This window comes from Bacillus sp. AFS088145, from assembly GCF_002564465.1.
In the GTDB taxonomy this organism is placed as follows: domain Bacteria; phylum Bacillota; class Bacilli; order Bacillales; family Bacillaceae_G; genus Gottfriedia.
Genome location: NZ_NUUX01000005.1, coordinates 1 through 20057 on the forward strand (window position 1 = coordinate 1; position 20057 = coordinate 20057).

Consider the following 20057-nt stretch of genomic DNA (forward strand, 5'->3'; position numbering starts at 1 on the left):
ATGGAAAGCGAGCATCCTGTAATGGAAATCAACATCACTCTACTCCTTTTACGAAAATTTGATAATTAATTGAAAAGTTGTTTTTCAACAAAGAGAAAGCTCACTATATCAAGTGAGCTTTAACACTATTACTCCAAATTATTTCTTTATTGCTTTTCGCTCAATATATTCAACAATAATATACATCAAAGCAGCACATACACTTATGATCAATACACTCATTAGAACAAGAGTGAAATTAAATACTTGGAAGCCATAAACGATTAAATAGCCAAGTCCGCTTTTTGAAACTAAGAACTCTCCGACAATCACTCCTACCCATGCTAATCCGACATTTACTTTTAATGTTGAAATGACGGTAGGTATACTAGCAGGAAAGATGACATTTTTAAAGATTTGAGTTTTAGTAGCTCCAAAACTCTTAATGACTTTTACGTAATTTTCATCTACCTGTAAGAAGGCTTGATAAATAACCAGCGCTGTTATGACAAAGCTTATTATGATCCCCATTGCAATTATGGATGAATATGAAGGACCGAAAATTACAATGATGATTGGACCAAGCGCGACTTTTGGCATGGCATTAAAGACTACTAAGAATGGATCAAGTACCTTTGAGGCAAATGGATACCACCAAAGAATGATTGCCAGAATGACACCGATAATTGTTCCTAAAATAAATCCAACGAGTGTTTCAGTGATTGTAGTCAAAGCATCATGATAAATAGAGCCATCTCCCAATTTTGCACTGAGTAAATCGTAAATTTTAGTAGGTGAACTAAACAATAATGGATCAATTATTTTTCGATGACTTAAAAGCTCCCAAGCTATAAAAAAGATAATAATAATTAATAGTTGGAAGAAAAATATGAGTAGCTTTTTACGGCGATTTTTTTTGACGATACTGGCGTGATAGGATTTTAGTTCGTCATTTACTTTATCCACGTCTCTCCAACTCCTTCCAAATCGCAGAAACATAAGAAGAAAAGAGTGATTGGTGTCGTGTTTCAAAAGGGGAGCGAATACGTAATTCTTCTGGTAAATTGAAAATTTTTGATATTTTTGTAGGAGCATTTGTTAGCGTAATAACTCGATCACACATGGCTACTGCTTCTTCAATATCGTGAGTCACTAAGATAGCAGTAGTATTTAACTTCTTAAATAAGTTGAAAACTAATTCTTCAAGCTTTACTTTATTTTGATAGTCTAGAGCGGAGAAAGGTTCATCTAATAATACAATTGAAGGGCTTGTAGAAAGAGTTCTCACTAATGCAACGCGTTGTCTCATCCCACCGGATAATTCTCTTGGGTACGCATTTTCATAATCTTTTAATCCAACTTCATTTAGCAATTCTAGCGTTCGATTTTTATTTTCTACGGTATCCTTATCTAGAATCTGTAGACCTAGAAATATATTTTCTTTAATTGTTTTCCAAGGGAATAAATAGTCATGCTGAAGCATGTAACCAATTTCTCCCGATTTTATATCATAAGGCTTACCTTTAAACTTTACTGAACCGTCATATGGTGTAAGCAATGAAGAAATGATCGATAAAAGTGTGCTTTTTCCACAGCCACTTGGACCTAAAACAGATACAAATTCACCTTTTTCAACTTCAAACGTTAAGCCATCCAATATTTTAATTGCTTTTTCCTTCGATAAAAATATATGAGAAATATCATTAACGGTTAGATAACTCATTTTGTTAACATACTACTTCTCCGTAGATTTTTCGGCAAATTTTGTATCAACTAAAACTGAGTGTGGAACTTCTTTTGGTAATACACCAGAGTTCTTCATAATCTTTTGAAGATTATTCCACTCATCTTCTTCTAATATTGGATTTGTTGAATAAGAATTTTGAGACTTATAGCGATCAATAACTTTTATTGAAATGTCTAAAGGTGTATCTTTAAAGAATGGTGCAACACTTTTTGCAATCTCTTCTGCAGAATGAGTATCAACCCATTGTTCAGCTTCATAAATTGCATCTGTAAACTTTTGAGCTGTTTTCGCATTCTTCTTCAAATAACTTTCTTTTGCTATAAAAGCAGTGTAAGGAACTTTTCCAGACTCCAAGCCGAATGAAGCAACGATTTTACCTCTTCCTTCTTTTTCCATAATACTTGCTGTAGGTTCAAACAATTGAACATACTCTCCAGTACCTGAAGCATATGCATTCGCGATATTTGCGAAGTCAATATTCTGAATGAGGTTCAAATCTTTATGTGGATCGATCCCATGTTTACTTAGGACATATTCGCCAACCATTTGTGGCATTCCACCTTTTCTTTGACCTAAAAATGTTTTGCCTCTTAGTTGGTCCCAATTAAATGGTACAGTTTGATTTCTAGCTACTAGAAATGTTCCATCAGTTTGAGTCAATTGGGCAAAGCTTTTTACTGGGTCATTTGCACCTTGAGCGTATACATATATTGTTGTTTCAGGCCCAACTAATCCTATATCTGCACCGTTTGACAATACAGCAGTCATAGTTTTATCTCCACCAGCAGTAGTTGTGATCTCAACATCCAATCCATGCTTTTTGAAAATTCCTTCACTAATGGCCACATATTGAGGTGCATAAAATAAGGAATGCGTCACTTCTGCAACTCTCACCTTTGTGGTACCATCTTTAGGTTTATCTTTCGAACATGCACCTAAAATAGAAGCAACTAATAAAAACAAAATAACGAGCCATTTGATTTTCATTTAATCCCTCCTAATTGAAAATATACAATTAGCCTATGCAATAGGAGAAAATGGGTGAATGCGGAGTACTGACTCTACTAAAATAGCTCGGTTCCTTATCTGTAATCTTTAGGTGGTTGAACAAAGAAAAAACCTCTCTTACTTCCTTTTTAGGAAATTAGAGAGGTTTTTTATCTACTCTTTGAAAAATATTTTCGAGTATCTTCACGTATTTCGTTAGGTAAAACACTTTCTAATTCTTTGTTTAACCATGACAGTGTTTTACTGCGTAAATACTCATGCATTTTTTCTTCGGCAGAGAGCATGACTAAATTAATCGTGCAGGTGGCACTTGGAGTACAACCTTTTTCTCTAATAAGATATCCGTTATCTTTAATATTTTTACATTGAAATATTGGCTTAGAGCCTTCAATTGCTTCAATTACATCCCAAAAAGAAATTTCTTCTGGAGATTTAGCTAGTTTAAAGCCACCTTTAACTCCTGGAACGGAACTTACAATACCAGCTTTAGACAACTTACTAAAAATCTTTGAAAGATATGTATCTGAAACACCTTGAAAGAAGGATAGGTCTTTTATTCCAATCGGAGAATCTTCAGGAGTGTCAATTAAATAAACAAGACAGTGAAGTGCATACTCAACTCCAACGCTATACTGCATGAAAACACCTTCTTCATAAATGAGATTATTTTTAATTAATCTTAGAAATGTTTTATTTCTTTGTCAAACATTTACTTTTAGGAGCAATTCAAACTTAAAAGGTGTTTGACATAAAGGAATAAACGTTTTAATATAGATAATATAAATCGGCGATTAATGTTGTCGTTATTATAAATATTTCCAAAAACTATATTTAATTTAATTATTTTTAGAATTAACTTTTTTAGGGGGAATTAAAATGGAAATACAAATTAATTATTCAAAATTAGCACCAGAAGCTCTTAAAATAATGATGGAAATGGAAAAGTTTATTAAATCAACTGGTATAGACCATAAACTTCGTGAACTTATAAAAATTCGTGCTTCACAAATAAATGGTTGTGCATTTTGCCTTGACATGCATACCTCTGAAGCGAGAGGAATAGGAGAAACGGAACAACGTTTATACTGTATTAGTGCATGGAGAGATTGCGATTTTTACACAGATGCAGAAAAAGTAGCTTTGGAGTTAACTGAGCATATTACACAAATTTCGAATAAAGGTGTATCTGAAGAACTATATAATCGTGTAAGTAAACACTTTAGCGAAGAAGAATATGTAAACCTTGTATTCATGATCAATCAAATTAACAGTTGGAATCGTATCTCTATTTCTATGGGGAATAGACCAGCTGAAAAATAAGATCATAATAAAATTAAAAAAATAAAAAATGAGCCGAAGATTGGCTCATTTTTTAATGCGATTTTTCAATTCTTATTAAAATTTTGTACTTTTATAACATCGCTTTTTATTAATTTATTTATATTAGAATAAATTTTTATAGTGTAGAGATCAGTATGATTTTTAATATAATTTTTTTGATCTATAGTCATATTTGAAGTACCAATAGAACTAGAGAGATTAAAAACCGCTCTTCCATTTATGATTTCGTATACTTCATTATGATTTATTTCTTCAATATTGATTCCAAATATTGATTGTACTTTTTTAGGTAGTAGGATTTCAATTCGAGCATTTTTTATATCGTTTTTATAACGATCTGGTACTGATACGACCAAATAATATTCAACTCCATAAAGTAATTGATTATCCACCGAATCTTTGGACTCATAATATCTTTTGGATAATGATTCAATACTTGGCTCACTTTCTTTTAAATAGAGTGAGTCATTCTTATTTTTATCTAATTTTTTAGACAAGGTACCAGTATTAAATAAAAAAAAGGTAGTTAATAAAATTGCAGTAAATGAAAAAATCAAAGTTAATATTTTTATGGATCTCATATTTATCCTCCATTTAATTCGATTAATAACTGGTGAGTATTAATGATGTTCAGTTAATTTTAATGTTATTTTAATTTTATTCTTTAAATGTAAAGAATTTCCTTTTTATGAGTTATCTGGAGGTTGTTAAATAAAAAAAAGGCTGCCAAAAAGTCATAAATCCCGACTTATTGGACAGCCTTACATTTTACTTTATTAGATTATTTTAAAGGTCCACCAAGTTCAGCTAATTTAGCATCAAAGCCTTCAAATTTTTTGAAGTTTTCTTTGAATTTAGTTACTAATTCAAGAGCTTTTTGATCATATGCTGATTTGTCTTCCCAAGTTGTTGAAGGAACTAATACGCTATCAGGTACACCAGGTACATGAGTTGGAATTGCTAAACCGAAAAACTCATCTTGTGTAGTTTCGATGTTGTTTAAATCACCTTCAAGTGCAGCGTGAACCATTGATCTTGTGTAAGAAAGATTCATACGTTTACCAACGCCGTATTCTCCACCAGTCCAACCAGTGTTTACTAAGAATACATTTACATTATGTTTTTCAATTTTTTCACCAAGCATTTTTGCATATTCTACAGCTGGAAGCGGTAAGAATGGTGATCCGAAACATGTAGAGAATGTTACTTGTGGAGAAGTAACACCACGCTCAGTACCAGCTAATTTACTAGTAAATCCGCTTAAGAAGTGGTACATTGCTTGCTCTTTTGTTAGTTTACTGATTGGAGGTAATACTCCAAATGCATCAGCAGTTAAAAAGATAATTGCATGCGGATGTCCAGCAACACTTGGCTCAATGATATTTTGAATTGCTTGCATTGGGTATGCAGCACGAGTATTTTCTGTTAAAGTTGTATCATCATAGTCAGCTAAACGGCTATCAGATTTAACAACAACATTTTCTAACACTGTACCAAATTTAATTGCAGAGAAAATTTGTGGCTCTTTTTCAAATGTTAAATTGATACATTTAGCGTAGCAACCGCCTTCAATATTGAATACACCATTATCTGACCAGCCGTGCTCGTCATCACCGATTAACTTACGGTCTGCATCTGCAGATAATGTTGTTTTACCAGTTCCTGAAAGTCCGAAGAATAATGCTACATCGCCTTCGCTACCAACGTTAGCAGAACAGTGCATTGGTAAAACATTATTTTGTGGTAATAGGAAATTCATGATTGAGAAAATAGATTTTTTCATTTCTCCAGCATATTCCGTACCACCAATTAAGATAATTTTCTTTTCAAATGATACAATAACAAATGCCTCTGAATTTGTTCCATCAACTACAGGGTCTGCTTTAAATGTCGGAGCAGAAACAATTGTAAATTCTGCTTCATGAGTTTGAAGCTCTTGCTCCGTTGGGCGAATAAATAATTGATGAGCAAATAAGTTGTGCCATGCAAATTCGTTAATTACTTGGATAGGTAAACGATACTCCGTGTCAGCACCAGCAAATCCTTTAAATAAGAATAATTCGTTACGATCTTTTAAGTAGTTAAGTACTTTGCTATATAATTTTTCGAATACGCCAGCAGAGATTGGTTGATTTACTGAACCCCAATCGATTAAATTTTCAACAGATGCCTCTTGAACAATAAATTTATCTTTAGGTGAACGTCCAGTATATTTGCCTGTTGAAACGCTAACTGCTCCTGTTGACGTTAAAATTCCTTCTTGTCTTGTTAGGACTTTTTCAACTAACTCAGAAACGCTTAGTTGGTTATACACTTGATTACTAGTAAGTAATTCGTTTAATTCAAAGTTTACATCAACTGTCTTCATATACTAATACCATCCTTTAAATATATTTGTCTGCCATGTAGGTATCTCGATAAATAGTATAACACATTTATTTTAATAGTGTATACTATTAGTTGGCAAAATGTGTTATGAATTTGATTAAAAAATAAATTTGAGTAAAATTTACTTATTAAATGAAGTAAGTTATTTAAATGTAAGTATAGTAATTAGTAATTTCCCATTAAATAGAAATGAATGTAGAGATAAAGTTATTGTAGAATTATGTCTAAGTTATGATGAAAATTGTTGACAAGAAAGTGAAATTTTAATATGATACTTTTCATACGGATACTCTCTTATCCCGAGTAGGTGGAGGGATACAGGCCCTACGAAGCCCAGCAACCTCACTTTTAGTGAAAGGTGCTGAACCTGATGCAAGACTTTTTTATGTCTTGGACGATAAGAGCGAAAGGCAAATACCAAGAACCCTTTCCTCAGGTAATATTTGATAAGAGGAAGGCTTTTTTTTTGCTCAAAACTTAAATACAGTGGCAATTTCGTAATTTACACTGAGTTATCTTTATCTTAAATGGGAAACATAGGAATAGGAACAAACTTTTTATTCTTATGTTGAGAAAAAAGAGATCCGTCAATTCAATTTAGGAGGGGACTCAATGTCACAACGTCGTTTATTTACTTCAGAATCAGTTACAGAAGGACATCCAGATAAAATCTGTGACCAAATTTCAGATTCTATTCTTGATGCAATTTTAGCAAATGATCCAAATGCTCGTGTAGCAGCGGAAACTTCAGTTACAACAGGTTTAGTACTTGTTGCAGGTGAAATTACAACTTCTACTTATGTAGATATCCCAAAAATCGTTCGCGAAACAATCCGTGAAATCGGTTATGACCGTGCAAAATACGGATTTGATGCAGATACATGTGCAGTTTTAACTTCTATCGATGAGCAATCAGCAGATATCGCTCTAGGTGTAGACCAAGCGTTAGAAGCTCGTGAAGGTAGCATGTCAGATGAAGAAATTGAAGCAATCGGTGCAGGAGACCAAGGTTTAATGTTCGGTTTTGCTGTTAATGAAACACCTGAATTAATGCCACTTCCAATTTCATTATCTCACAAAATTGCTCGCCGTTTAACTGAAGTTAGAAAAAATGAAACAGTTTCTTACTTACGTCCAGACGGTAAAACTCAAGTAACAGTTGAGTATGATGAAAACAACAAACCAGTTCGTATTGATGCAATTGTTGTATCAACGCAACATGGTCCAGAGGCTACTCAAGCTCAAATTGAAAATGATATTAAAGAACTTGTAATTAAACCAGTTGTACCAGCTGAGTTAATTGATGAAAACACAAAATTCTTTATCAACCCAACAGGTCGTTTCGTAATCGGTGGACCTCAAGGGGATGCTGGTTTAACAGGTCGTAAAATTATTGTTGATACTTACGGTGGATATGCTCGTCACGGTGGTGGCGCATTCTCTGGTAAAGATGCAACTAAAGTTGACCGTTCTGCTGCTTACGCTGCACGTTACGTTGCGAAAAACATCGTAGCTGCTGGCTTAGCTGATAAAGCTGAAGTTCAATTAGCATATGCAATTGGTGTAGCTAAACCAGTTTCAATCGCTATTGATACTTTTGGTACAGGTAAAGTTTCAGAAGAAAAATTAGTTGAAGTAATTCGCAATAACTTCGACCTACGTCCAGCTGGAATTATTAAAATGCTTGACCTACGTCGTCCAATTTACAAACAAACTGCTGCTTATGGTCACTTTGGCCGTACAGATATCGATCTTCCTTGGGAGCGTACTGATAAAGCAGAAGTTTTAAAAACTGAAGCAGGTCTATAATAAAATGATTAAGGCTGAATATGGCATATGCTATATTCAGTCTTTTTTGTTTAGTAAGAATCATACTGTTTTATTCTACATATAGGTATACTTAAAAATCATTTTTCATAGGTTTAAATGACTAAATTAAAGTTTGTAATGGAGGAACCTATGAAAGCGATTATATGTACAAAATATGGTCCACCAGAAGTTCTTCAAATAACAGAAGTTGCAAAACCAAAAATAAAAGATGATGAGGTATTAATAAAAATACACGCAACAACTGTAACCGCAGGAGATGTAAAACTTCGAAGCTCCGATTTTCCTTATATGTATTGGCTTCTTTCACGCCTTATGTTTGGCCTAACTAAGCCGAAAAATCAAATACCAGGTTGTGAGCTTGCAGGAGAAATAGTCACGGTTGGCAAAAACGTAAGAAATTTTAAAACAGGTGATCAAGTTTTTGGATATAGTGGATTTACTTTTGGAGCTAATGCAGAATATATTTCTTTACATCAGGAAGGTGTTCTAGCTAAAAAACCAATAAATATGTCATTTGAGCAAGCTGCAGCTGTACCAGTTGGGGCGCTTACTGCATTACACTTTCTAAGGAGAAGTATTATTCAAAATGGACAAAAAGTACTTATTTATGGCGCTTCAGGAAGTGTTGGAACATATGCAATTCAGCTAGCTAAATATTTTGGTACAGAAGTTACCGCATTATGTAGTACATCAAATTTAGAATTGGTAAGGGTTTTAGGCGCAAATGAAGTAATCGATTATACAAATGAAGATCTGGCTAAGAGTAAGAAAACTTTTGATATTATTTTTGATACGGTAGGTAAAAGTTCCTTTTCTAATTGTAAAAGATTGCTTAACAAAGATGGCGTCTATTTGTTAAGTGCGGTATGGAAGCTTTCAGTTTATTTTCAGGCTATATGGAGTAATTTGATTAGTAATAAAAAAGCCATACTAGGTGTAGCAAATATGAACAATGAAGATTTAAACTATATAAAAGCACTTATTGAAGCGGATAAGTTAAAAGCTGTTATTGATCGACATTACCCGCTTGATCAAATTGTAGAAGCACATCGATACGTAGAAAAAGGGCATAAGAAGGGGAATGTCGTTATTAACATTCGAGGGATTTCAGACTTTTGACAAACGCTCGCTTTCTTTGTTGCTTAGCCTGTATGTGCGGTGCTTATTATTTTTTATAGTTGTCTCGAAATATAAGCGAACTTTTTATCTACACAAAGAAATCCCTCAAAATGACCTTTTGAGGGATTTCTTTTATAGATTTTCATTTTGCTGTCTGATTTCTTCTCCAGCTAACATTATATTGGCTGTTTCAATTTTACGGTGCTCATCCACGGAATGACCTGGATCGAGATTATTAAGGTCTGCTTGTATTTTCATTTGCTCTTCGTTTCTGATGGGGTTATTTTTTTTGCTCAATTTTATTACCTCCATATATATAGTAGAAAGTCAATGAAACTCTCGTTGTTTTAGTCTTAACGAATTGACTAACTTCATTCAAATTTATAGAAGTAATTGGTTTTACTCACTTAATTCATTTATTAATTTTTTAAAGGTGAGATAAGCAGGCTTAATCGTATAATCATCCTTCATAATACCAAATTGATGAAATAGGTCGTCTTTTGAACTATCAGCATCCCTTAAACCGAAAAATTCATAATGAGTAATATTTAACTCCTGGCGCAGTGAATAGACTGTTCGAATAATTACCTCAAGTACGATTGATTGTTGCTCATATGACCTTTCGAATTGTATAAATGGATTTTTGCCAGTAGGCCATCCATTCTCTGTTATGTGGATTGGAAGAGTAGACGGGAAACCATTACTATCCAATGTTTCTCGAAATTTACGTAGTATGTTTTCTACAGATACAGCAACTTCCTCAATTTTTAATGGTTCCTCAAATACATCCACATAAAAATTATGACCTACATAATCAATTGAGTGAATTAATTCGTCTCCACCAATTTTCATTAAATTTTCCCAAAAACGTGGCACTGTCTTTTCTCCCTCAGGAACCGAGCCAAATCCAACTTTAATCGGTAAATTGCTATTTTCAATTTCTTCTTTTACAGTTAGAACGCCTTGTACAAGTGCTTCAAATACATATGGTTTGGAACCATCCATAAACGATAAATTAGGCTCATTCGTGATTTGGATTGAATCAAGGAAGGTGCCATACTCTTTAATTACTTTACGAACAAAATTTAACCAATAATCCAATGATAAGCTTGGATCCATGAGGCAGCCAATTGTTAAATCACCTAATAAACCTGCGTTTTTATATCGATTTAGAGCGTTAAATACTTTTTCTTCTGTTTCAGGTCCCATATAGACAGCATACATTCTTGGTAAAAGCTGATTAGTATTGCCCTTTAGCTCTTTAAGTGCAGAGGCTATTTTTTCATAATTATCATCAGGACCAGTAGTTAATCCTATGGGTGTACCAGCTACGCTAAGGGGATAGATACCAAAAGTTAATCCAGTTGAATTCATCTACACCACTCCTTTAGTTGAATAGTAAACACTTATTTACTTGTTAAGTTGGATTAACTTATATGATTATGATATTATTGAATTATATCTCGAATAAATAATAAACTTTTATTTACTATATGTCAATTTAGAAATTTTTTCCTAGAAAGGTTTGTAATAAAATGAATTCAAATCCAAATCAAATCGCAGAGAAGTTCATCCAACTACTTCCTCTAGTTTTTAATAAGTTCAACAAGCCGGGCTCTAAAAATTCTTTAAAGAATAGGCAGTCCGAGCTAACTCATTTACAAAATCATATACTAGAAGAATTGTTTCAAACAGTAGATGGAATTTCAATTACAGAGCTAGCTCAAAATATAAGCATTTCTAAACAGCAAATGACTCCATTAATTATGAAATTAGAAGAAAAAGAATATGTATCTAAGATTCAAGATCCGAATGATAAACGAAGTGTAAAAATTATACTTACTGAAAAAGGTAAAAAAGTTGTCACAAAACGATGGGAAGATTTTTATCATATTTTTTGTGAACGGATTAGACAACTTGATGAGGAAGACTTGCTTGATTTAGACTACTCAATGCATAAGATCATAAGAATACTTGGGAAATTAGAATAAAGAGTATATTGAAAGAGAGGAATCCCGTTTAGCTTTTGTTAAATTATAGAAATCCTTGAACATTACTTACTAATCGTATATTATGTTTTAATATAACAACATACAAAAATGTATAACCTCATTGATATGGTATGAGGGTCTCTACCAGGAACCGTAAAATCCTGATTACGAAAAAGAATGTAATTTTATTTACATTCTTCTTCGTAATCAGGATTTTTTTTATTTCACTTTAAGTGAGTATAAATTGGCAACGCAGATGGTTACGCGACGTAGTAGCCAATTTTAGGTATAAAGTATAAGTGCAACTACGTCTCTGTCTTCGCCGAAAGGCTCGTCAATCAACGAGTTTTCTTTATCACACAATTATGAAAGTGACTAGGGAGGAAAAAATAATGAAAACAGTCTATATAAATGCTACTTTTTTTACAATGGATCAGGAGAATCAAATTTTCGATAATGGTATGATGATCGTTCAAGATCAATTTATTACTTATGTCGGAAATCATTCTGAAGAGTTAATAAAGGATGCGGATCAAGTAATGAATCTTCAAGGGAAATGGGTAATGCCAGGACTTGTAAATACACATTCTCATATTCTTATGACGCTTTTACGTGGTATTGGAGATGACATGCTGCTAAAGCCTTGGTTAGAAACTAAAATATGGCCAATCGAAAGACAATATACAACGGAAATTGCTTCTGTCAGTGCACAGCTTGGTATTTTAGAAATGGTTAAGTCGGGAACTACAGCATTCTCAGATATGTTTAACCCTAATGGAATCGATCCAAATGTTGTCATGGAGACAATTGGTGAAACTGGAATTAGAGGAGCATTTTCATATTCAATATTTAGCTTTGGAACAGAAGAAGAGCAAAGATTGAATCTTAAAGGTGCTGAGCAATTTTCAAAAGACTACAAAAGGTTTGCTGATGGCCGTCTAACAACGATGGTTGCACCTCATAGTCCATATGCATGTACACCAGAAGCTCTAATTGAAAGTGCACGTATCGCAAAAGAAAATGATTTAATGATGCACATTCATGTATCTGAAACAGATTATGAAATTCAAGATATTGAAACGCGTTATTTAAACCGACCTGTAGAACATCTTCGCCGATTAGGTGTATTTAATCAGCCGACAGTAATGGCTCACGGTGTAGTTCTAAATGATGAAGAAAGAGCGATCCTAAAGGAATATGATGTACGAGTTGCTCATAATCCAATTAGTAATTTGAAGTTAGGTTCTGGTGTTGCTGATGTGGTTAGTTTATTAGACGCTGGAGTAAAAGTTGGTATCGCAACAGATAGCACAGCATCTAATAACAATCTTGACATGTTTGAAGAAGTGAGAATAGCTGCACTGCTACAAAAAGGAATGTATAAAGATGCTACGAAATTCTCAGCACAAACTGCATTAACTTTGGCTACTCGAGGTGGCGCAGAAGTTATAGGAATGGGACATACTGGCTCACTTGAAGCCAATAAAAAGGCAGACTTTATTACAATTTATCCATATGATAAAGAGCATTTACAACCATTAAGTAATGCATATTCACACTTACTATACGCTGCACGTGGTAGCGATGTATGTGATGTTTTCATTGATGGGAAAGCAATCGTAAAAGACCGTATTAGTTTAACAATTGATGAAGAAAAAGTAATTGCAGAAGTAAATCGATTACAAAGTAGATTTGCTTAAAAGAAGTAAACAAAGAAGAGCAGGAAAAGGATTGTCCTGCTCTTTCTAATTTAAAAGTATCGTTCATTGATGATTTTTAAATGATGTAACTCATGGCCTGCAATAATATAAGCAATAGCACGAGGTGTCGTTGGGTGATTTAGAACATTTCCCTCATTTTCTAATGTTTCATTAGATAAGTTTTCTAGCATAGATAAAGTCGCTTGACGAACAGTTTGATATTCATTCATAATTTGTTCTAGCTCAAGTCGGTTAAAATTTGCATTTTCATTATAGGCATTCTCATCAAAAGATGGCAATGGATTGTGATCCCCTCTTGCAATTGCCAAAAGACGATAACACATTATTCTTTCAGTATCTACTAAATGTCCAAGGACTTCCTTAATACTCCATTTTCCTTCCGCGTATCGATATTCAGATTTTTCTTTCGAGATTGCTTTAAAAAAGGTTATTGATTCTTCTAATTGTTTCCTTAAAATAGCTTGTAAGTCACCTTCAGGAACTAGCTCAATATAACCTTTAAAGTGTGGATTATATTCGTTTGAATTTGGTCTGGACATCAATTAATCACCCCAAAGTTTTTATTTAAGATTCACAGAGTAGGTAGTACAATAAAGAAATTATAACTAATGGTAAAATTTTGTAAATAGAAGTTTGAAAAATAAAAATATTAAGGGTGATTAATATGAATATTCAGCTGAAGCAACGTTTTAAGCAATTTGCAAAAAATGAATGTGGAAATTCTAGTAGATTATATGAATATTTATCATTAAAAATTGCAGAAGACGAAGAGATTCATGATTTATGTACTTTTGCGCTTGATGGTCAGCCTATTCCCAATTTATTATTAGGTTCGATTCATTATCTATTATTGAATGGTAATCATCATCCGTTAAAAGAGTTCTATCCAAGCCTAGTAGAAACACCAAAGAAAGTAGAAGATTCCTATCCATATTTTCAGGATTTTTGTAAAAAATTTAGAAACGAAATTATTCAGCTTATTCATACGAAAATTGTCCAAACAAATGAAGTGAGACGTTGTGCATATCTTTATCCATGCATTTCTTACATTTATCAAAAGGTTAATAAACCAATCTCGTTAATAGAAATTGGAACTAGTGCTGGACTTCAACTATTATGGGATCAATATAAGTATTCTTATAGCACAAGCGAAACTATTTATGGGAATATAAAATCGGATGTTCTGATCAATTCGGAGGTAAAAGATAAAGGCCTAATTAATCTCCCATTATTAGATAAAGTTCCTCCAGTTGTTGATCGATATGGAATAGATTTACACGTAAATGATTTATCAAATAAAGAAGACTATTTGTGGCTAAAAGCTTTAATTTGGCCGGAGCATTTTGAACGAAGAGAATTATTTGAAAAAGCCGTTATAAGTATGAAGGAAAATGAAATCAATTTAATAGAAGCAGACGGGATTAAAATACTACCAGAAGTCGTTAAAAAACTATCAAATGATTCCATTCTATGTATTTTTCATACACATGTCGCAAATCAAATCCCAGTTGAGGGAAAACAAAGTTTACTAAAAACTATTGAAGGTATTGGTGAAAATAGAGATGTGTTTCATCTATATAACAATATTTGGGATCGAATGCTACATCTTGACTATTATATTGATCGGATAAAGTATGAAGAAGTAATTGGTGAAACAGAAGGTCATGGGAAATGGTTTGAATGGAGGATTTAGTAAAATAAGAATCATTAGCTTGAAATGAGGGAGCAAAAATGGAGATTAAAGGAATCAATCATTTGTTGTTTTCAGTATCTAATCTTGATCTAGCGATCGATTTCTATAGAAACGTATTTGATGCAACTCTCTTAGTGAAAGGTAGAACAACAGCCTATTTTGACTTGAATGGAATATGGCTTGCATTAAATGAAGAGAAAGCTATTCCTAGAAATGAAATTCATCATTCATATACTCATATGGCTTTTACAATAGACGAAGACTCCTTTGAAAAAATGTATGATAAATTAGTTCAACTTAAGGTAAATATATTGAATGGTCGTGAAAGAGATAAACGAGATAAAAATTCAATTTATTTTACTGATCCAGATGGACATAAATTCGAATTTCATACTGGTACCCTGCGAGATCGGATTGAATATTATAAGCAAATAAAGCCACATATGGATTTTTATATTTAGTTGTTGGATAGAAAGTTTAAATAAACTTTCTACGATAAATATCTTGAATTAAAGATATTTTTTGATACAATATAGTTAAGAGCTCGGTAAATTGATATTGGAAGCATCGTATTAAACATATTAAACAGATAAGATTTATACGATATCTAGATGATTTATACTTTAATAAAATATCTCGAATTAAAGATAAAACCAAAAGGAGCGATATACTATGTTCGAAACAATCAATAGTAAACAATTAGGTCACGCTGATCACGGTTGGTTAAAAACAATTCATCATTTTTCATTTGCAAATTATTATGATCCAAGTAATATGAACTTTGGTGTTTTAAGAGTATTAAATGATGATTTAATTAAAGCACACAGAGGATTTGGTACTCATCCACATAGTGATATGGAAATCATAACATATGTCATTAATGGGCATTTAACTCACGCTGATAGTATGGGGAATAAACATGAAATTGGACGTGGTGATATTCAGTACATGAGTGCTGGAACGGGTGTGTATCACAGTGAACACAATATGGGCAAGGATTTATTAAGATTAATTCAATTATGGATTATTCCTGACAAAGCAGGTCATACTCCAAATTACGGTGACTTACTATCAGATTGGGAAAAAAGAGAAGGAAAATGGTATCATATGGTATCTCCTGTTGAAGGGAGTGCCCCGATTAAAATTCACCAAGATGCAAATATTTACTCGCTTGCATTAAATGAAAATGAAGAAATTACTTTTGAAATGAAAAAGGATCGCCAAGCGTATTTAGTCTTATTAGAAGGAAATGCCATTGTGAATGGAGAATTAATGGAAGCTAGTGATGCTGCAAAAATAATTGAAGAAGATATTAAAATAAAATCAAAAGATTTTTCACATTATTTAGTAGTAGAAATGAAAAAATAGTAGATGAAATGATCTAATTATTGGAGGGGAAATAGGTAATGAAAACAAGTATTAAATGGGATGGCAAGTTAGCCTTTTCAGGAATTGCACCATCTGGCCATGAGATAAAAATGGATACTGCCGAGTCTTTAGGTGGAGACAATAGTGCACCTACACCAGTTGAACTATTAATAACAGCAGTCGCAGGATGTACAGCGATTGATATCGTATTAATCCTAGAAAAAATGAGATTAAAATTAACTTCATTCGAAATTGAAGTGAATGGTGAACGAGCTGAAGAGCATCCTAAGCGATTTACTGACATTCACTTGCATTATATATTAGGTGGAGAGTTAGATACAGAAAAAGTTCGAAAAGCGATCAAATTATCAAAGGATAAATATTGCTCAGTAGCTCATTCTTTAAACGCTAACATTACAGCAAGTTTCACTTTAAATGGAACGAAGGATAATGAAGTACTATAATTAAATGTAGCTGCCTCTAAAGTGTAAGTACTTTAGGGGTAGCTTTTTTAATTGGCATTTCAAAATAAAAACCAGCATTTTGCTGGTTTTTAAACTTACTCTTCATTATCTAATTGTTTTTTTACATAAGTAGGAAGCATAAAGCACCCAACATGTAGATCTGTATTATAATATTTTGTTTCAATCCCTAGCTTATTCCATTCATCAGCTTTAATGTCTTTAATTGGGTCGTATTTTTTTGAAGCAAATCCAAATAACCAATGACCAGATGGATAAGTTGGCATATGGAATTGATAGACTTTTGAAATTGGAAATGATTCTTTAATTTTGGAATGTGCACGTTTCATTTCGTGCGCGTAACTAGCGTAATATGGACTTTCATGCTGGTTAATTAGAATACCTTCTTCACTTAATACCCGTTTGCAATTGTTATAGAAAGCAACTGTAAAGAGCCCTTCACCAGGACCAATAGGATCAGTTGAATCTACCAAAATCAAATCGTAATAACCTTCATCAGCTTCTTGTACGAACTTTAGGCCATCTTCGAAATATAAGGTTAATCGATTATCTTGATCTAATTTTGAGGCTGTTAAAGGTAAGTATTGTTGGCATAGCCTTACTACTCTCTCATCAATTTCTACCATATCAACAACTTCCACACCTGGGTAACGTAGTACTTCACGAGCAGTACCACCGTCGCCCCCACCGATAATTAGTACTTTTTTAATGTTTGGATTTACAGCCATTGATACATGCGTAATCATATCATGGTAGATAAATTCATCCTTTTCAGTCACCATCATATAACCATCTAGAGTAAAGAATGTTCCAAATGTTTCACTTCTAAAGAAATCGATTTGTTGAAATTCACTTTTTTCGGAATGAATATGTTCTTGAACCTTTATGGAGAACTTCGTATCTTCTTGGTGATTTTCTGTATACCATAAATCCATTAAATTTTCCTCCAAACTTCGATCGACGACCTTTATTATATAAGGATCATCATCATCGTTGATTGTGATCGTTCCTTCTGATTTTAAATAAAGATAATGCTGAATCAATTCAGTTGAAATTAGTTCACCAGGTATACAAAGAGGGATACCAGGAGGGTAAATCATAATTGATTCACCACTAATTAATCCACTAGCATCATGAATTGAAATAATTCGTTTTGGATGATAGTACGCTTCTCTAGGAGTCATGACCATTTTAGGATTTTTTAATGCAACACTTATATCTGTTTCAAGTTTTGGAAGTTTACCGTAATATCGGTCACTAATGTCTCTTAATGCATCAATTAAGGTTTGGATGGTGTCTTCATTATCGCCTAGCGAGATAATTGCTAAAATGACATTAGGTTCGGCAAGTTCGATTTGAATTTTATATTCTTCTGCAAGCATGTCATATACTTTAAAACCAGACATTCCTAAATCTGAAACTTTAACAACGAGTTTTAACTCATCGTAATCGAATACTCCAACTCCATTTCGATATGAATCTTGCGTAATACATTTTAATCCTTTTATGGAGTTAATTTCTTCTTTAGCTTTTCTTGTTAAATTGAATAATTTTTCAAAACGTTCATGACCTTCTAAAACTAATTTCTTTCTTGCAACATCGATTGAACACATAAGTAAATAGGAAGCAGATGTTGTTTGAAATAAATTAATTGTGGATCGAACCCTATTTTTAGTAATGATCCCATCATTATGTAGTAGAACTGATGCTTGTGTTAAAGCACCACCAGTTTTATGCAAACTAAGGGTAACAAGGTCAGCACCAAGAAGGGCAGCGTTACTTGGTAAATCAGGGTGAAACGAAAAGTGAGCACCATGGGCTTGGTCTACTAAAACTGGAATCCCTCTGGAATGACCAATGTCGATAATTTGTTTTAAATCTGAAGTTGCTCCAAAATAAGTTGGATTGATAATAAGAATGGCTTTAACATCCGAATTTAAATCTAAAGCATGAAGAACAGACTTTACTGAAACGCCATTTACAATTCCATACTCATAATCGATTTCTGGTTCAATAAATACTGGTTTAGCACCCGCTAAGATTAAAGCATTTATTGCGGATTTGTGTACATTCCTTGGTAGGAGAATTTTATCACCATGTTCAAGGGCACTCATAATCATATATTGAACCCCAGAAGTCGAACCATTTACTAACATATAAGCGTTATCTGAATGAAAGGCATCTGCTAATAAAGTTTCGGCTTCTTGGATTACACCTGTTGGATGCGATAAGTTATCAACACGCTTTGAAGAATTGACATCCATCTTAAGAGCCATATCACTCCAAAGCTCTCTTAATTCCTCGAGTGAATTACCTCTTTTATGCCCGGGAACATCAAAGCTTGTAATATCTTCCTTAGCATAACGAACTAATTCAGTTAAAAGCGGTGTTTTACTGTGATCCATCATCCATCAATATCCTCCACATCAGGACCATTCCATAAATTTTTACCGTAAAAGATTTCATCCATCTCATACTTCACTTTTTCTTCTATTTGTGAAATTTCATCCGCGTCTAATTTTTCTTTTGTGTAACCAAAAAGATAATTATCTAAATTAAATTGTTTCAACTTGCATTTCGTATGGAAAATATTTTCTTGGAACACATTCACATCAATCATTTGATACATGTCCTTTATTTTTTGAGGAATGTAATTTTGGATTGAGTTTATATCATGATCAATAAATAATTTATAACCACTAACATCACGAGTAAATCCTCGAACACGATAATCAATTGTCATAATATCGGCATCAAATTGGTGAATTAAATAGTTTAAGGCTTTTAAAGGAGAAATTTCTCCACAAGTAGATACATCAATATCTGCTCTAAACGTACTAATTCCATCATCCGGATGATATTCTGGGTAAGTATGAACAGTAATATGACTTTTATCTAAAGCTGCTACTACTAGCTCCGGTAATGGGCCAGGTGATTCGGAAAAAGTTTCAGATGAAGGATTATCAACCGGACCTTCTGAAACGAGAATCGTAACACTTGCTCCTTGAGGATCATAATCTTGTTTTGCAACATTTAAAATGTGAGCTCCAATTATATGTGTAACTTCAGTTAAAATTTTTGTTAAACGGTCAGCGTTATATTGTTCATCGATGTACTGAATATATGCTTCACGTTCTTCTTTCGTTTTGGTAAAGCAAATATCATACATATTAAAACTTAGTGATTTTGTTAAGTTATTAAAACCATAAAGTTGAAAATTATTTGACGATGAAATATTCATCTATTGTCCTCCTAATTTTACAAAGTAAAAAAGTACGTACGAAAAGTAAAAGCGACTGTATAATAGTCGCTAGTGTAACTACTCAATATATATTGTTTGTTTTTGAATTATTCATTATTCACATAAGTTGATGATTGAGGAGTTACTGA

At 33.1% G+C, this 20057-nt stretch carries 20 protein-coding genes and 2 riboswitches; of the genes, 9 read left to right on the plus strand and 11 right to left on the minus strand.

Translation table 11 applies throughout. The features are described 5' to 3' along the window. Positions 1-138 precede the first annotated feature (138 nt). The 4 genes from COI44_RS02030 to COI44_RS02045 form a co-directional block, all read right to left on the minus strand. Positions 139-945: an ABC transporter permease gene (locus tag COI44_RS02030; RefSeq protein WP_286163713.1), complete on the minus strand. Its 807-nt coding sequence runs from the start codon at positions 943-945 to the stop codon at positions 139-141. Next, positions 938-1702 (minus strand): ABC transporter ATP-binding protein, encoded by a 765-nt coding sequence (locus COI44_RS02035; protein WP_098426431.1) that lies wholly within the window; start codon positions 1700-1702, stop codon positions 938-940. The genes COI44_RS02030 and COI44_RS02035 overlap by 8 nt, the downstream gene beginning before the upstream one ends. 12 nt (positions 1703-1714) lie before the next feature. Then, entirely contained in the window at positions 1715-2707 is a 993-nt protein-coding gene (locus COI44_RS02040) for an ABC transporter substrate-binding protein (RefSeq protein WP_420488215.1), read from the minus strand. Positions 2708-2883: 176 nt separating this feature from the next. Continuing rightward, complete coding sequence (locus COI44_RS02045) at positions 2884-3372, minus strand: RrF2 family transcriptional regulator (RefSeq protein WP_098233902.1); 489 nt, start codon at positions 3370-3372, stop codon at positions 2884-2886. Between the two features lie 238 nt (positions 3373-3610). Between COI44_RS02045 and COI44_RS02050 the strand changes: the two genes are divergently transcribed. Continuing rightward, on the plus strand, positions 3611-4054 hold the full coding sequence (locus tag COI44_RS02050; protein WP_098426433.1) for a carboxymuconolactone decarboxylase family protein: 444 nt from the start codon (positions 3611-3613) through the stop codon (positions 4052-4054). A 65-nt stretch (positions 4055-4119) separates the two neighbouring features. On the opposite strand, the gene COI44_RS02055 is transcribed toward COI44_RS02050, so the two are convergent. Together COI44_RS02055 and pckA are read right to left on the minus strand one after the other, a co-directional pair. Then, the gene (locus tag COI44_RS02055) at positions 4120-4656 is read right to left on the minus strand and encodes a hypothetical protein (protein WP_098426434.1); all 537 of its coding nucleotides are present in this window, start codon (positions 4654-4656) and stop codon (positions 4120-4122) included. Positions 4657-4856: 200 nt separating this feature from the next. Next, positions 4857-6443 (minus strand): phosphoenolpyruvate carboxykinase (ATP), encoded by a 1587-nt coding sequence (gene pckA / locus COI44_RS02060; RefSeq protein WP_098426435.1) that lies wholly within the window; start codon positions 6441-6443, stop codon positions 4857-4859. Between the two features lie 311 nt (positions 6444-6754). After that, positions 6755-6867: riboswitch (SAM riboswitch) on the plus strand. A 208-nt stretch (positions 6868-7075) separates the two neighbouring features. Between pckA and metK the strand changes: the two genes are divergently transcribed. Further along, a complete protein-coding gene (gene metK / locus COI44_RS02065; protein WP_098119567.1) occupies positions 7076-8272 on the plus strand; it encodes a methionine adenosyltransferase in 1197 nt (398 codons plus the stop codon). A 150-nt stretch (positions 8273-8422) separates the two neighbouring features. Beyond that, positions 8423-9412, plus strand: coding sequence for an NAD(P)-dependent alcohol dehydrogenase (locus COI44_RS02070; protein WP_098426436.1), 990 nt, complete (start codon positions 8423-8425; stop codon positions 9410-9412). Positions 9413-9544: 132 nt separating this feature from the next. On the opposite strand, the gene COI44_RS24000 is transcribed toward COI44_RS02070, so the two are convergent. Then, positions 9545-9709: a hypothetical protein gene (locus tag COI44_RS24000; protein ID WP_176522696.1), complete on the minus strand. Its 165-nt coding sequence runs from the start codon at positions 9707-9709 to the stop codon at positions 9545-9547. Positions 9710-9811: 102 nt separating this feature from the next. Next, positions 9812-10786 carry a hypothetical protein gene (locus COI44_RS02075; protein WP_098426437.1) on the minus strand — a complete coding sequence of 325 codons (975 nt, stop codon included), beginning with the start codon at positions 10784-10786 and terminating at the stop codon, positions 9812-9814. 161 nt (positions 10787-10947) lie between these two features. Between COI44_RS02075 and COI44_RS02080 the strand changes: the two genes are divergently transcribed. Together COI44_RS02080 and COI44_RS02085 are read left to right on the plus strand one after the other, a co-directional pair. Further along, entirely contained in the window at positions 10948-11403 is a 456-nt protein-coding gene (locus COI44_RS02080) for a MarR family winged helix-turn-helix transcriptional regulator (protein ID WP_098426438.1), read from the plus strand. Between the two features lie 88 nt (positions 11404-11491). After that, positions 11492-11591: riboswitch (purine riboswitch) on the plus strand. Between the two features lie 204 nt (positions 11592-11795). Next, a complete protein-coding gene (locus COI44_RS02085) occupies positions 11796-13103 on the plus strand; it encodes an amidohydrolase family protein (protein WP_098426439.1) in 1308 nt (435 codons plus the stop codon). Positions 13104-13153: 50 nt separating this feature from the next. On the opposite strand, the gene COI44_RS02090 is transcribed toward COI44_RS02085, so the two are convergent. Beyond that, positions 13154-13663, minus strand: coding sequence for a DinB family protein (locus COI44_RS02090; protein WP_286163714.1), 510 nt, complete (start codon positions 13661-13663; stop codon positions 13154-13156). A 119-nt stretch (positions 13664-13782) separates the two neighbouring features. Between COI44_RS02090 and COI44_RS02095 the strand changes: the two genes are divergently transcribed. From COI44_RS02095 to COI44_RS02110, 4 genes are all read left to right on the plus strand, one after another. Next, entirely contained in the window at positions 13783-14817 is a 1035-nt protein-coding gene (locus tag COI44_RS02095; RefSeq protein WP_483295457.1) for a DUF2332 domain-containing protein, read from the plus strand. Between the two features lie 38 nt (positions 14818-14855). Continuing rightward, the gene (gene fosB, locus COI44_RS02100) at positions 14856-15278 is read left to right on the plus strand and encodes a metallothiol transferase FosB (RefSeq protein WP_098426442.1); all 423 of its coding nucleotides are present in this window, start codon (positions 14856-14858) and stop codon (positions 15276-15278) included. Between the two features lie 211 nt (positions 15279-15489). Beyond that, positions 15490-16185, plus strand: a complete 696-nt coding sequence (locus tag COI44_RS02105; RefSeq protein ID WP_098426443.1) for a pirin family protein — start codon at positions 15490-15492, stop codon at positions 16183-16185. Positions 16186-16223: 38 nt separating this feature from the next. After that, the gene (locus COI44_RS02110) at positions 16224-16649 is read left to right on the plus strand and encodes an OsmC family protein (protein ID WP_098426444.1); all 426 of its coding nucleotides are present in this window, start codon (positions 16224-16226) and stop codon (positions 16647-16649) included. Positions 16650-16744: 95 nt separating this feature from the next. Here COI44_RS02110 and speE read toward each other — a convergent pair whose 3' ends face one another. Together speE and speD are read right to left on the minus strand one after the other, a co-directional pair. Then, positions 16745-19075, minus strand: a complete 2331-nt coding sequence (gene speE / locus COI44_RS24365; protein ID WP_218926904.1) for a polyamine aminopropyltransferase — start codon at positions 19073-19075, stop codon at positions 16745-16747. Next, complete coding sequence (gene speD, locus COI44_RS02125) at positions 19072-19908, minus strand: adenosylmethionine decarboxylase (protein ID WP_069034739.1); 837 nt, start codon at positions 19906-19908, stop codon at positions 19072-19074. The genes speE and speD overlap by 4 nt, the downstream gene beginning before the upstream one ends. Between the last annotated feature and the right edge of the window lie 149 nt (positions 19909-20057).

What these genes read in the sequence shown, in the direction of transcription:
- COI44_RS02070 (WP_098426436.1), top strand. Translation starts at nt 8,423, where the DNA reads ATGAAAGCGATTATATGTACAAAATATGGTCCACCAGAAGTTCTTCAA.
- metK (WP_098119567.1), top strand. Translation starts at nt 7,076, where the DNA reads ATGTCACAACGTCGTTTATTTACTTCAGAATCAGTTACAGAAGGACAT.
- COI44_RS02110 (WP_098426444.1), top strand. Translation starts at nt 16,224, where the DNA reads ATGAAAACAAGTATTAAATGGGATGGCAAGTTAGCCTTTTCAGGAATT.
- pckA (WP_098426435.1), bottom strand. Translation starts at nt 6,443, where the DNA reads ATGAAGACAGTTGATGTAAACTTTGAATTAAACGAATTACTTACTAGT.
- COI44_RS02105 (WP_098426443.1), top strand. Translation starts at nt 15,490, where the DNA reads ATGTTCGAAACAATCAATAGTAAACAATTAGGTCACGCTGATCACGGT.
- COI44_RS02085 (WP_098426439.1), top strand. Translation starts at nt 11,796, where the DNA reads ATGAAAACAGTCTATATAAATGCTACTTTTTTTACAATGGATCAGGAG.
- COI44_RS02080 (WP_098426438.1), top strand. Translation starts at nt 10,948, where the DNA reads ATGAATTCAAATCCAAATCAAATCGCAGAGAAGTTCATCCAACTACTT.
- speE (WP_218926904.1), bottom strand. Translation starts at nt 19,075, where the DNA reads ATGATGGATCACAGTAAAACACCGCTTTTAACTGAATTAGTTCGTTAT.
- fosB (WP_098426442.1), top strand. Translation starts at nt 14,856, where the DNA reads ATGGAGATTAAAGGAATCAATCATTTGTTGTTTTCAGTATCTAATCTT.
- COI44_RS02050 (WP_098426433.1), top strand. Translation starts at nt 3,611, where the DNA reads ATGGAAATACAAATTAATTATTCAAAATTAGCACCAGAAGCTCTTAAA.
- COI44_RS02055 (WP_098426434.1), bottom strand. Translation starts at nt 4,656, where the DNA reads ATGAGATCCATAAAAATATTAACTTTGATTTTTTCATTTACTGCAATT.
- COI44_RS02075 (WP_098426437.1), bottom strand. Translation starts at nt 10,786, where the DNA reads ATGAATTCAACTGGATTAACTTTTGGTATCTATCCCCTTAGCGTAGCT.
- speD (WP_069034739.1), bottom strand. Translation starts at nt 19,908, where the DNA reads ATGAATATTTCATCGTCAAATAATTTTCAACTTTATGGTTTTAATAAC.
- COI44_RS02090 (WP_286163714.1), bottom strand. Translation starts at nt 13,663, where the DNA reads ATGTCCAGACCAAATTCAAACGAATATAATCCACACTTTAAAGGTTAT.
- COI44_RS02045 (WP_098233902.1), bottom strand. Translation starts at nt 3,372, where the DNA reads ATGCAGTATAGCGTTGGAGTTGAGTATGCACTTCACTGTCTTGTTTAT.
- COI44_RS02035 (WP_098426431.1), bottom strand. Translation starts at nt 1,702, where the DNA reads ATGAGTTATCTAACCGTTAATGATATTTCTCATATATTTTTATCGAAG.